This window comes from Alistipes timonensis JC136 (assembly GCF_900107675.1).
GTDB lineage: Bacteria > Bacteroidota > Bacteroidia > Bacteroidales > Rikenellaceae > Alistipes > Alistipes timonensis.
Window position 1 is genome coordinate 1 of the sequence record NZ_FNRI01000013.1, and the last position, 12,258, is coordinate 12,258.

At 44.4% G+C, this 12,258-nt stretch carries 9 protein-coding genes, 2 tRNA genes and 1 riboswitch; of the genes, 8 read left to right on the forward strand and 3 right to left on the reverse strand.

Annotated features, from left to right (window positions below):
* Positions 1-525: 525 nt before the first annotated feature.
* The 4 genes from BLU78_RS14375 to BLU78_RS13380 all read left to right on the forward strand — a co-directional run bounded on the left by BLU78_RS14375 (position 526) and on the right by BLU78_RS13380 (position 4,971).
* Positions 526-849 (forward strand): helix-turn-helix domain-containing protein, encoded by a 324-nt coding sequence (locus tag BLU78_RS14375; protein WP_390620238.1) that lies wholly within the window; start codon positions 526-528, stop codon positions 847-849.
* Between the two features lie 715 nt (positions 850-1,564).
* On the forward strand, positions 1,565-1,951 hold the full coding sequence (locus tag BLU78_RS13370; protein ID WP_010264601.1) for a DUF6908 domain-containing protein: 387 nt from the start codon (positions 1,565-1,567) through the stop codon (positions 1,949-1,951).
* Positions 1,948-2,223 carry a hypothetical protein gene (locus BLU78_RS13375; RefSeq protein ID WP_010264598.1) on the forward strand — a complete coding sequence of 92 codons (276 nt, stop codon included), beginning with the start codon at positions 1,948-1,950 and terminating at the stop codon, positions 2,221-2,223. Before BLU78_RS13370 ends, BLU78_RS13375 begins: the two co-directional genes overlap by 4 nt.
* 597 nt (positions 2,224-2,820) lie before the next feature.
* The gene (locus tag BLU78_RS13380) at positions 2,821-4,971 is read left to right on the forward strand and encodes a leucine-rich repeat protein (RefSeq protein ID WP_074712142.1); all 2,151 of its coding nucleotides are present in this window, start codon (positions 2,821-2,823) and stop codon (positions 4,969-4,971) included.
* A gap of 1,009 nt (positions 4,972-5,980) precedes the next feature.
* Here the strand turns inward: BLU78_RS13380 and BLU78_RS14030 are convergent.
* The 3 genes from BLU78_RS14030 to BLU78_RS13390 are packed head-to-tail and all read right to left on the reverse strand — an operon-like array spanning position 5,981 to position 7,690.
* Positions 5,981-6,268 (reverse strand): STAS-like domain-containing protein, encoded by a 288-nt coding sequence (locus BLU78_RS14030; RefSeq protein WP_143029414.1) that lies wholly within the window; start codon positions 6,266-6,268, stop codon positions 5,981-5,983.
* Between the two features lie 2 nt (positions 6,269-6,270).
* Positions 6,271-7,191, reverse strand: coding sequence for an ATP-binding protein (locus BLU78_RS13905; RefSeq protein WP_081504102.1), 921 nt, complete (start codon positions 7,189-7,191; stop codon positions 6,271-6,273).
* A 4-nt stretch (positions 7,192-7,195) separates the two neighbouring features.
* Positions 7,196-7,690, reverse strand: a complete 495-nt coding sequence (locus BLU78_RS13390) for a hypothetical protein (protein WP_010264594.1) — start codon at positions 7,688-7,690, stop codon at positions 7,196-7,198.
* A 398-nt stretch (positions 7,691-8,088) separates the two neighbouring features.
* Here BLU78_RS13390 and BLU78_RS13395 point away from each other — a divergent pair.
* The 4 genes from BLU78_RS13395 to BLU78_RS13410 all read left to right on the forward strand — a co-directional run bounded on the left by BLU78_RS13395 (position 8,089) and on the right by BLU78_RS13410 (position 11,624).
* Positions 8,089-8,163 (forward strand) — tRNA-Val (locus BLU78_RS13395).
* A gap of 38 nt (positions 8,164-8,201) precedes the next feature.
* Positions 8,202-8,276: transfer RNA gene (locus BLU78_RS13400), tRNA-Val, on the forward strand.
* Between the two features lie 70 nt (positions 8,277-8,346).
* On the forward strand, positions 8,347-9,219 hold the full coding sequence (locus BLU78_RS13405) for a bile acid:sodium symporter family protein (RefSeq protein ID WP_010264591.1): 873 nt from the start codon (positions 8,347-8,349) through the stop codon (positions 9,217-9,219).
* A 23-nt stretch (positions 9,220-9,242) separates the two neighbouring features.
* Positions 9,243-11,624 (forward strand): TonB-dependent receptor, encoded by a 2,382-nt coding sequence (locus tag BLU78_RS13410; protein ID WP_026020783.1) that lies wholly within the window; start codon positions 9,243-9,245, stop codon positions 11,622-11,624.
* Between the two features lie 416 nt (positions 11,625-12,040).
* Positions 12,041-12,236: riboswitch (cobalamin riboswitch) on the forward strand.
* Positions 12,237-12,258 lie beyond the last annotated feature (22 nt).

Consider the following 12,258-nt stretch of genomic DNA (forward strand, 5'->3'; position numbering starts at 1 on the left):
ATTTTTGCGTGTTAAAAAATATCGCTAAAAAAAGTATTCATCTTACTTGGTTGATGAATCTATTTTTCGTGATTAAAACTGTTCTTCATTTATCGTTACCACATTTTTTGAGTGTGAAATGAAGATTTCCTATAAAGAATGTATTTCAGAATCAGAAAATGTGGAAGATTCCAATTAAGGAGATAGTAGGTTTTTGAATGACAGAATAGACAGTTGCTCAAATCTGTCCTATGCAAACTGCTCAAAAGTGTCCTATATATACATTACCTACTTATACACTACCTATTAAAGTCGTACCGACCATGTACTACCACATCAAAGACCGCAGGTGATTCGATAACCGCAAACAGGCCAAAGAACATTACGGCGTAGCCTGTTTCCGAAAACTACTGCACTTAAAAGAGATTATATTTACGAACAATCAAAATTCCATTGCTAACGATGAATTATACCGTAATCCCCAAATCAATCGTGAATTTTCAGACAGGCAACAGTAAGCCTATTGATATTTACGTGTGAGCGACCATTAAATATTGCTCTAACTACAAGACGAACATTTCCCATGTAACAGAAGAAAAGCTATCCTTACTGACGGGACTGGATGAACGAACCATACGACGGAGCATTAAACGCTTAAAGGATGCAGGTTATCTGACCGTGCAGACTACCATTAAAGAAGATGCAGACAGAGGATTTATAAAACGTAATTCTTACTTTATAAAGCCCGTTATTAAAGACTATTTCTTTTTGGATAACAGTTTCTTTAAGAGGAACTATTCCGCCAAGATTGCAGGGCTTCTGCTCTTATTAAAGGCAATCTGCCTTAATAATACGGATGCCATTCAATGAAGCAACAGCCAAATTGCAAAGAGTATCGGTTTATCCCGTAATACAACAACTGCATTATTAAATGAGTGTCTGCAATTAGGGCTTATTAAGCCTATTTCTAACGTCTACGAACTGACGGCAGGCTGTTTTATCAATTCCTCTGTTAAAAAGACAGATGCAGGGATTTATAAGGAGATATGCGATTTCTGCAAGGTGAAAGGTGTTGCTGTTCCCAAGTGGGATAAACGGGCTATGTCGGTCTTGCTTACAAAGTATAATGCGGTAGGCTTATCGAGAACAGAGCCAATAAGCATAACCTACCAACTCAATAAACGATGCAAGAACTTACCCGAAAAGGTATCGTTGCCTTACTTTATAAAGGCTCTCGATATGCAGAAACAATATAATGCGGTTATAGAACAGGCAGAGCAAAACAAATTCGATAAGGAGGATTTCAAAGGTTTTGCATTTGAATAACAACCAGCAAATAAAGAATCCATATACAGCCCTCATGCTTACGCATGCAGGGCTTTTCCCATTTAATAAGAGAATGACATATTTTGCGGATATTCGATTTATATAGACCTTTTAATTGTGTTATTCATCTTTATATGGCGTGCCGTAGGCACTCACTCAATAAGCCCAAGATTATAAAAATTGCATATATACTGCCCACGAACAGATACATGAACTAAAGCCCCCTCCCCTTATCTAATGTGAAATCAATAAAAAAGCCATGAAAACATTGGACAAAAAGGCGTCAGAAATCCTGCGTGGATTACTGGCTCTGCAAACAACTAAAATCGACAATACGGACGGGGCTTATATGCCTGTTCATATCGAAATCATCGACCGAACAGACAAGTACAACCACATTTCGCTGGCTCATTACGGCCAACAGAATGGAGATGCCATGCGTGACCCTGAAATGATTATCGCCCTGCACAAAGAAAGCCAGCAATTCGTTCCCTACTATTACCGCAACGATTATATGGGTATGGAGCAGTACAGCGTTAGATGGACGGAAGAAGGTGTTTTGCTGAACCGTCGTTTGCAGGCAGACCACACCGTATTTGCTAATAAATGGTTACGCAACATAGCCACACAACAGCACCTATTATGACAGCACGGCGATTAGTGGAGAACTGCGTACTGACGAATCAAACCGCAGTCGTGGATGAAATGCTGAATAAGAATTTGCTACCAGCAGAGTATATCTATCCGTTCTTGGGTGATGTGATGGAATGGTGGTTGATTGATTCGTGGTTAGCAGAACGTCTGAAACGAGAGAACCAAGTAATCATTGAGGAATACGGTTGCTGTTGGTGGGGCAGGTTAGCGAGTGGACAAGCTATCAGCATGGATAGCGTGATACGGAAGATTGCAGGAGAGTAAAACTCGGCCTGCATATCGACATAGCAAAACTGCAAATTACAGAGATTAGGGGTATTGCAATTCCGAGAAGATTTTGCAACCTCTAATTTCTGTTTTTATGCTGGCGTAAGGTCGATAATTGGATGCAATGGTTAATTGCAAATATCAATATCTGACTACAAGCAAGCGTAACAACAAAATCTTCTACCTCAAGTTACGAATAACAAAGTTTTGAATCCATAAGCCGTGCTATTGCAAGGAAACTTTGTTTTGACGAATTTTGATATGGCAACAACACCCCATTGGTAAGATGTTTTGCATTTTCCGCTGAATATGCTACTTTTGCAGTAACATATTGAATACACGGAAAGTGTAGCTTGTTCCTTTAGAGTGAACGTAGGAAATTCAATCTGAAGAGGGAATTAGCTGACATCTTACCGCGTCATATCCATCAATGGATATAGGCGTGGTGTTGTTGCTTATTTTATCTTCAAGGTTTCCTACGACCTACTCTAATAGAATAAGTTTTCAGCACCACGCTTTCTATTTTTATATGAACCACTATCGAGGTGCGGATAGTAAGATTTGAAAACATTGTTTAACCTAATAAATCTTACTATGAAAAAACTATTTTTATTTGCATTGTTTGCAATGATTATTTGCAGTTGTTCTGAGAATGACACAGACGATGGTTCTGCATCTGTAAGAGGAATTTATCTTTCCATTAGCGATTTAACCTTTGAATCGAAAGGTGGAACAGAGGCTATTTGGCTTTATTATGATTATATTGGAACATTACCAGATACACAATGGAAATTGACTGGAGGGGATTCTTGGTGTACTCCATCTAAAACCAGCGGAGGAAATGAAGATCAAATTGTTTTCAAGGTCGCCGAAAATAATGATCCAGACGAACGAAATACAACATTTACATTTACGTGTGGGATAGTTACGACCAAACTTGTTGTAACGCAAAAGCAAAAGGATGCTTTAACTGTTACATCCTCTAAAATCGAGATGGACGCAACAGGAGGTGTTGCAGATATAGAGGTTAAAGCCAACATTAAATTTGAATACGAGATTGCTAGAGAATGCAGAGATTGGATTACCTACAAAGAAACCCGTGCTATGCAGGCCGCAACGCTTGCGTTTGACATTGCTCAAAACACGAGTATGGAAAAGCGAGAGGGAACAATAATTATCTCCAGCGGTGAATTGTCAGAAACCATTACTATCATTCAAGCAGGTGAAACGCCAATGATTGCAGTCACTCAAAATAAGTACGATGTTTCGAGTGATGGTGAAACTATTGAGATTGAAATAAAAAGTAATGTAGAATTTGAAATTACAAAGCCAACAGTTAATTGGATAGAAGAAAGTAAAACACGTACTATTACATCTGATAAAAAATACTTTACTATCTATGCCAATTCGACAACACAACCACGGACAGGAGAGATTGAGTTTGCCAATGCAGTACACAATCTTTCTACGAAGGTTACGATTAACCAAGCAGCAGTTTCATATACCACTGTTCATGTTTCTCAAAAAGGAACTTTAGAGTCTGAATTAGTCAACAAAGGTTTGGATAACAATAGTTTGGTGTCTTTGAAGGTTACGGGAGAATTGAATGACGAAGATTTCTTGTCGATTAAACTTATAATGCCTAATCTTAAAAATCTTGATATTGCAGAGGTGAATATAGCAGAGTTACCGACAAAGGCATTTTATGAATCAAAAAATGTCGAAAATATAATCTTACCCATTACACTTACTACGATAGGAACAGAAATGTTTGCTAGGAGCAATTTAAGAACAATCATTATTCCGAATAGCGTGACAGAAATTGGAAGATCGGCTTTTCAATTTAGCAAATTGACATCTATAAAAATTCCTACGAATGTGAAAACAATTGGAACCGATGCGTTCTCTTACTGCTATTCGCTGACTTCCATTAACATCCCTGCAAATGTGGAAACAATCGGAAAATCTGCATTTCAGGGTTGTTCTAAATTAACAACAGTAACCTTTGAAAAAAAATCTAATTTGAAAACGATTGGAGGAGGCTATAATTCCTCTTTGGCTTATACTGGTAACCCCTCTTACGATGGAGCATTTTCAGATTGCGTATCTCTTACTACTATAGAAATTCCCGCAAGTGTTGAAACAATTGAATCTGCTGCATTTAAAGGTTGTGCAGCCTTATCTGCTGTAACTTTTGAGAAAAATTCTCGTCTTAAAATTATCAAAGGAGGGTCTGTTTCTTATAAAAATGATTCTTATTGGGAGTCTCCTTATTATCATTATTCTTACGGCGCATTTTCGGATTGTGCATCTCTAACCTCTATTGAAATTCCTGCAAGTGTTGAAATAATTGAAACAGAAGCATTTTATGGCTCTGGGTTAATCACAGTAACCTTTGAGCAAAATTCTCAACTTAAAACTATCGGAGGTAAATATATCCATTATTCTGGCCCTAATTCATCTTATCGAGAATATTATTATGGTGCATTCTCTGAACTTAAAAATCTGACCACGGTAGATATGTCGGGTTGTGCTCAAGTAGAATTACTGGAAACTGGTGCTTTTTATTATAATCCAGCACTTCAATTGTTTAAAATTGGTACAACAACACCGCCTGCGTGTGGAAACAAGGCCTTTTACTACCTAAATTCAAATGCTGTACTTCAAGTTCCAGCAGGATGCGCTACTGCATATAAAACCGCATCGGGATGGAATGGCTTTGCAACTGTATCAGTTATTAAATAATAAGGTAAAATGGATACTAAAACAACTACGGTAAAGATTTTGGATAAACTATATATAAACCAAAATCTGATATGCTTGATTGTGAGTTTTATATTTTTATGTTACACTGCGGAACAAGGTGCTCACAGCCTTATTAATAAGGCGTGTTATATCTTTTTTGGTCTATCTTTAATTTCAGTACTTGTAAGCTTAATATTTTATACTTGTGAATACTGCTCCAAAAAACATTTTCTTAAAAGGTGCTACAAATTGCGATTGGAGCATAGACAAAAAATTGCACAACAAGGCCTGTTACCTGCTGATAAGATAGATTCTATTCTTAAATGTAATTAGAGGAACATTAGGACAAACTTGTGCAGACGGTCTATATATTAACCTTTTTGCACAAGTTTGTCCTTTTTATATTACTTGCATATTTCATAAATTTTTACTATATTTACATCATAATCAAAGATTTAATCACAATATAAATTTTAGCTAAAATGAAAAGAAAAACACCAAAAATTGAATGAGAGACAAAGACGGAGACTGTCGATGATATTCAGTACTCCTATGTTGCCAAAGCCGTAACTTACGCACGGGATTGCAATGTCTGTCTATTCGTAGGACGCAAAACAGCAGAACCTACACCATTGAAATTCATTTATTATTTTGAACTCGACATCGACCCTGAAAAGGATATGGCGATTCGATTTTGCAAACGAGGGCAAGATATAACAGGTTTCTCCTTTCAGTTAGACCCGCAAGATTGAAAGGCAGGCATTTTTGTACTTCCTTTATCTAATCTTATAACATTTCCCAAGTCCAACCACACCCTTAATCTCTTTGATGCCCATATAAAGAGTGATACGGTCATATTCGACTATACGACCAAAGAGGGCAAACAGAACGTATTTCAATTCCCACTCACGGGTTTCAACGAGAAATATTTAGAGCAATTCATAGATTAATATTTGAGAATCTAATAAAAAAGGATTGTGCATTAACAATCCTTTTTCATTTTTTATAGCTATTTACTATTTAAAGCACTTGAAATGCCTTCCATTATTACAGCTTTAACATCTTTGTTTGCATTAACAAGTTTTACTCTATGGACAAATATATTTGCGCCAAGTTCACTATATAAACGTCCAAAAATCTGTTTTGCACAAAGAGTTACCATTGCTATAATCGGCCCTAAATCAACCTCTATTATCTCGTTATCTTGTAACTCTGATTTTAATAAAGAATATATTTCTGCTCCAATAGCATCATTGCTAATAATAGGTGCATATTGAGATAAAGTTATGCGTTTCATATCTATGCAAATATCTTTGAAAGATCTTGATTATAAGATAAAATATCGCTAGGAGTTGCAGGGTTTTTTGTTGGCAAATATATATAAAATATTGTTCCCTTCCAATATCCAGTGTTTCCAACCCTAATTTGATTATTTTTTAATCTAATCATTTTCCCTTCTGTAAAAACTATTATTTCACCTCCTGCTTTCATTGATATTTCTTTAACCATCCACAACCCACATCCCATATGATTAGATTGTACTTTGGATGTTACATTTTTTTTAAATGCACTTTTCAATATTTTATCATTTGACATTCTGGGAAAGATAGGAGCTAATGATGAAATAATCCCACAGCCATTATCAGCGCATGCAATTTCTATTCCATTTTTGTTGCCTTTTGCCATTATTATTGATTTTTCATCATCAATAGCGTGGGTCCAAAAATTTAAAACAATTTCACTAAAACAATGAAAAATCATACTAACTGTTCTTTCCTCCTGATAATATGCTTTGATATTAGGCATATATTTAGTTGATAATGCAACGTTTAAATCATCCCCTCTCAATAATGCTTGTGGTGCTATAATAAAATTTCTAGTTTGCGCTAACTTTAGATTTTTATAGTCTTTATCTTTTAATCTAATCCCTTTTATTAGGGAGTAAATCAAGTCTGAACAACCATAGTCTTGTACAGCCGATGCTATATATGTATTATCGATATGTATAATAGGCTTATCAAAAATAGAATGTTTTAATGAATAATCCATAAACTTATACAACAATAAAATCCCTGCAATATCAATTTTTCGAGTTCTTATTAATTCCAAGCCTACATTTTTCAGAGCCGCATTATGCTTTGAAAATATATCTTGTATCTCCCATAAAAAGGCAGAAATTCCATCTTTGCATAAAATAGATGGGGTATAATATATTTTCATATGATTAGGCTGCTAATTTTTTAAATTTATCCATTAAATCATCGCATATCTTAACATCTAATTCGGTCCCATTTGTCCAGTCTAAGAAATCCTTTATTACGGTTATCTTTTCTTTATCTAGATATAAACTCCTAATTGTCATATGAGCTCTCAAAGTCTTTTTCGCATCTTCTACAATCTGCGTTTCATCTGGAAATAAACAATATGTTCTAATTGTCCACATAGTAGCATATACTTCTGTGCATAAATCTATTCTCATCTTTTCTTTATGCTGAAAACTAAATAATTTTTTTTCTCTATTTTTAATCCATATTGGAATAAATATATTTGCTCCAGTTGCCAATAAATTCATAATCAACAAAATAACGATCAAGGTGAAATTTTGTGTTCCAATATAATCAACCACCGAATCTATAAATTCTCTGTATGCATTGTGATGAGCCAAAGAGTCAACCACCATATCGAAATTTAAAGTGTCTTGTGATATAAAAAGTATCATAATCGCTTAATTTACTACACAAATATATAATTTATTATTAGAGTTTCAGAATTATTCGTATCAGTTTTTTATATAAAGACAAAAGCAACACAACATTCTTAAAAGGAGAGAGCAGGGAGGAGGGGAAAATTTTCCAGCGCGTTTTTCTCAACAGATACGAGGACAGACTTTGCAAAGGGGGCTTAAATATACCCCCTTTGCAATGTTTGTCCTCTTTCATTCAAATATAAGATTATCAACTAATTTACTATTGTTTAACCAGCATTGGCTTTATGTAAATGTGTCAACCAATGTGTCAACCGAACGAACCGCCAGCGAAAAAAGATTTCCCAAAATGAATGGAGGACTTGCAGGAATGATTTATTTATCATACATTTGCACTCGCAATTCAGCAAAAGGGGAGCTTAGCTCAGCTGGTTCAGAGCGTCTGCCTTACAAGCAGAGGGTCGGGGGTTCGAATCCCTCAGCTCCCACGAGGTACAGCCATCTTGGAAGATGGTTTTTTTATGCAGGGAGCATAGCTCAGTTGGTTTAGAGCGCCTGCTCGACAAGCAGGAGGTCTGCGGTTCAAATCCGCATGTTCCCACCGATGAAAAAAGTCTTTCAGGATTTCCTGGAAGACTTTTTTGTCGTTCAATCCTTATTCCCGAGCCGCTATGAATACCATTTGGATCGTGCTTCCCATCCTGATCGTGCTGATGTTCCAGCTCGGTATCGAACTCGACCGGCAGGCTTTCGCCGGAGTGTTCCGCCGTCCCGCGGCCGTCGTCGCAGGGTTGGCGGGCCAGTTGTTGGTCCTGCCGCTCATCGCTTTCGGCGTGGCCCTGGCGTTCCGCCTGCCGCCCGTGTGGTTTATGGGGCTGATGCTGATCGCCTGCTGTCCCGGAGGCAGTTCGTCGAACGTATTTTCGATGCTGGCCAAGGGCGACGTGGCTTTGTCGGTGACGCTCACGGCGCTGAGCAGCGTCATTACGCTCTTCACGATTCCGGTGGTGATGGGTTTCGCGGCGCGCTTCGTCTCCGTGCATACGGAGGCGGCTATCGAACTCCCGGCGGGAAAACTGCTGATGCAGAATATTGTCCTGCTGTTTCTTCCGATGGCCGCGGGAGCTTTGTTCCGTCATTGGCGTCCGGATGCGGCCCGGCGGGTTCATGCCCTGCTGGGGCATGTGGCCTTTCCGGCGCTGATGTTGCTGGCCGCGGTCTTTTTCGTGCAGTACGCTTCGGCGATCCTCGAAAACCTCGGGACGCTGGGGTTGGCCGCCGGGGCGCTCATCCTGTTGGCCATGGGTGCCGGGTCGCTGCTGGCCCGGATGTTCCGCCTCGGGCGGGCGGCACGCAGGACCATCGTCATCGAGGTCGGAATGCAGAACGCCGCGCAGGCCATTGCCATCGCCGCCTCGCCGCTGATCTTCGACAACGGTGAAATGGCCGTTCCGGCCATCGTCTACGCTCTGCTGATGAACGTCATCCTGCTCGTTTATCTGAAATTACTGCCGAAATATTCCGGCGGAACGGTGGCGGATTAGCTCCGATCGGCTATATTTGCACCATGAAACTCCTGAAAGTTGCGATGTTGTTTCTGTTCCTGTCGGCGGCGACGGCCGTGCGGGGACAGCAGGAGACTTATGCCGTCAGCGGACGGGTGATCGACCGCCTGAGCCGCCGCCCCGTGGCTTATGCTGCTGTGGTGCTGGCCGGGCAGGAGCAAAAAGGCGCTTCGACCGATTCGCTGGGTAAATTTCGCATCGAGCGGGTGAAGCCCGGCATCTGGCGGCTGGCGGTCTCGTCGGTGGGGTATAAGAGCGTCACGACACCCGAATATATGGTGTCGGCCGCCACGCCGTTCATCGAGGTCGAACTGGAGGAGGACGCCGAACGGCTGGAAGCCGTGACGGTGCGTCCGTCGCCGTTCCGGGCCACGGTCGAAAGTCCCGTGAGCCTGCGGGTGATCGGCCTGCAGGAGATCGAGAAGAGCCCCGGCTCGAACCGCGACGTGTCGCGCATCGTGCGCTCCTATCCCGGCGTGGCCTTTTCGCCTGTGGGTTACCGCAACGACCTGATCGTGCGCGGCGGCGGCCCCGCGGAGAACCGGTTCTACATGGACGGGATCGAGATTCCCAACATCAACCATTTCGCCACGCAGGGCGCCACAGGCGGCCCGGTGAGTATCGTCAATGCCGACCTCGTGCGCGAGATCAGCTTCTATACGGGGGCTTTCCCCGCCGACCGGGCCGGGGCGCTGAGTTCGGTGCTGGATTTCCGCCTGCGCGACGGCAATGCCGAAAAGCAGACTTTCAAGGCCACGCTCGGGGCCTCGGAGGTGGGGCTGAGCGGCAGCGGCCACATCGGCGACAAGACCACATACCTGTTTTCGCTCCGCCAGTCCTATCTGCAACTGTTGTTCAAAATGCTGGGGCTGCCGTTCCTGCCCAACTACATCGACGGGCAGGTGAAGGTCAAAACATGCCTTTCGGAGCGCGACGAACTGACGGTGCTGGCCCTGGCGGGCTTCGACAACATGAAACTCAATGTCGACGAGAAGGGCGAGGACGCCGAATACCTGCTGAGCTACCTGCCCCGCATCCGGCAGGAGACCTTCACGGTGGGGGCTTCGTGGCGCCACTATGCCGGCCGCCACGTGCAGACCGTGACGCTGAGCCACAACTACCTGAACAACCGCAATCTCAAATACCTGCGCAACGACGACTCGTCGGAGGACAACCTGACGCTCCGGCTGCGTTCCGTGGAGCAGAAGACCGCGCTGCGGGCCGAGAACCGCTCCTACCTGGGCCGCTGGACGGTCCGCGAAGGCGTCGAGGTGAACTATTCCGACTATACGAACCGCACGCTGCAACGGCTCTACACCGACAAGTCGCAGCTCTCGGATTACAACACGCGGCTGGGAATCGTCGGCTGGGGGCTTTTCGCCGGAGCCGAGTACGCCTCGGCCGACAAGCGTTTCACCGCCTCGGCGGGACTGCGGGCCGACGGGTGCGATTACTCGGGACGTATGGCCCGGCCGTGGAACCAGCTCTCGCCGCGCGCGTCGGTCTCCTATGCGCTGGCTCCGGCGTGGTCGGTCAGCGGCAGCGCGGGGCTCTACTACCAGTTGCCGGCCTATACGGCGTTGGGATTCAAAGAGGAGGGCGGGTTGGTGAACAAGTCGCTCGACTACATGCGGGTCGGGATTTTCAGCGCCGGCGTCGACTGGCGGCTGCGCGACCGGCTGATCGTCTCGGTCGAAGGTTTTTACAAGCGTTACGGGGATGTGCCCCTGTCGGTCACGGACGGAATACCGCTCGCCTGCAAAGGCAACGACTACGGCGTGGTGGGCAACGAGGAGCTGGTCTCTTCGGCGCAGGGACGCGCCTACGGCGTGGAGGCGATGGCCCGCTGGCAGATTCCGGGGCGTGTGAGCGTCGTGGGGTCGGTGACCGTGTTTCGTTCGGAGTACCGCAACGACCGTTCGGCCCCGTGGATCGCTTCGGCGTGGGACAACCGGTTCGTGGTCAACGTCAGCGGCACTTACGATTTGCCGCGCCACTGGAGCGTCGGGGCGAAGCTGAGCGTCGTGGGCGGTGCGCCCTACACGCCTTACGACGAAGATAAATCGTCGCTCGTCGAGGCGTGGAACGCGCAGGGACGGCCCTATTACGACTATTCGAAATACAATGCCGGGCGGCTCGACGCCTTCGCCCAGCTGGACGTGCGCATCGACAAGGTCTTCTATTTCCGCCGCTGCATGCTGGGCATCTACATCGACCTGCAGAACGTCGCCGGGGGAAAACTCCGCCAGCCCGACGTGCTGATGTCCACGGGCGAGATCATAGACACCTCGCTCCCGGTCGCGGAGCAGCGTTACCGCATGAAGAAACTCGAACAGGTCAGCGGCACCTTGCTGCCGTCGCTGGGCGTCACGGTCGAGTTCTGACCCGCCCGCTTAAGAAGCGGGTTTTAGAGGGCGATGGACGGTCGCTGAGTTTCCGGTCCGGTTCTGCGCTGCATAGATTTAAAGGCGATGGACGGCCGCTGCGTTTCTGGCCCGGTTCTGTGCCTCTTCGGTTCTGCGTTGCGGGATACGCAAAAAAACAGCAGGGAATCGTCACGATTGCCTGCTGCCCCCGGAGGTTGCCCTCCTAAAACTACTAACCCAAACTTAAATAAATGAAGAAACCTCACTGCGGTTGCTGTGCCGCAGCTGATTGAAATAATCGCAAAGCCCGTGCCAAAGTCGGAGGGAGGTCGTCCGAAAACGGCTGGCCGGGGCCGAAAAGGCTTTTTGAGCGATTTTGAGGCCTGCAGGACAAATATTCCGCCGGATTCGTTTGCTTCCCGGCGGGAAAAGCCTATCTTTGTCCCCGCAATGGTTTCCCCTCGCGGGGAATTAAAAGGGAATGCCGTGTGAATCGGCAACAGTTCCCGCTGCTGTGAGTCCCGCCCGTCGAGGGCATGAAAGGATGCGACAATCTGAGCCACTGGTGAAAACCGGGAAGGCGCCGCATCCGGGACGAGTCAGAAGACCTGCCGTGCACGATAGAGAGTTTGCTCCTGCGGAGAAAGGGAGC

Excerpts from the sequence above, each read along its gene's own strand:
- BLU78_RS13370 (WP_010264601.1), top strand. The coding sequence starts at position 1,565 with ATGAAAACATTGGACAAAAAGGCGTCAGAAATCCTGCGTGGATTACTG.
- BLU78_RS13375 (WP_010264598.1), top strand. The coding sequence starts at position 1,948 with ATGACAGCACGGCGATTAGTGGAGAACTGCGTACTGACGAATCAAACC.
- BLU78_RS13380 (WP_074712142.1), top strand. The coding sequence starts at position 2,821 with ATGAAAAAACTATTTTTATTTGCATTGTTTGCAATGATTATTTGCAGT.
- BLU78_RS14030 (WP_143029414.1), bottom strand. The coding sequence starts at position 6,268 with ATGAAACGCATAACTTTATCTCAATATGCACCTATTATTAGCAATGAT.
- BLU78_RS13905 (WP_081504102.1), bottom strand. The coding sequence starts at position 7,191 with ATGAAAATATATTATACCCCATCTATTTTATGCAAAGATGGAATTTCT.
- BLU78_RS13390 (WP_010264594.1), bottom strand. The coding sequence starts at position 7,690 with ATGATACTTTTTATATCACAAGACACTTTAAATTTCGATATGGTGGTT.
- BLU78_RS13405 (WP_010264591.1), top strand. The coding sequence starts at position 8,347 with ATGAATACCATTTGGATCGTGCTTCCCATCCTGATCGTGCTGATGTTC.
- BLU78_RS13410 (WP_026020783.1), top strand. The coding sequence starts at position 9,243 with ATGAAACTCCTGAAAGTTGCGATGTTGTTTCTGTTCCTGTCGGCGGCG.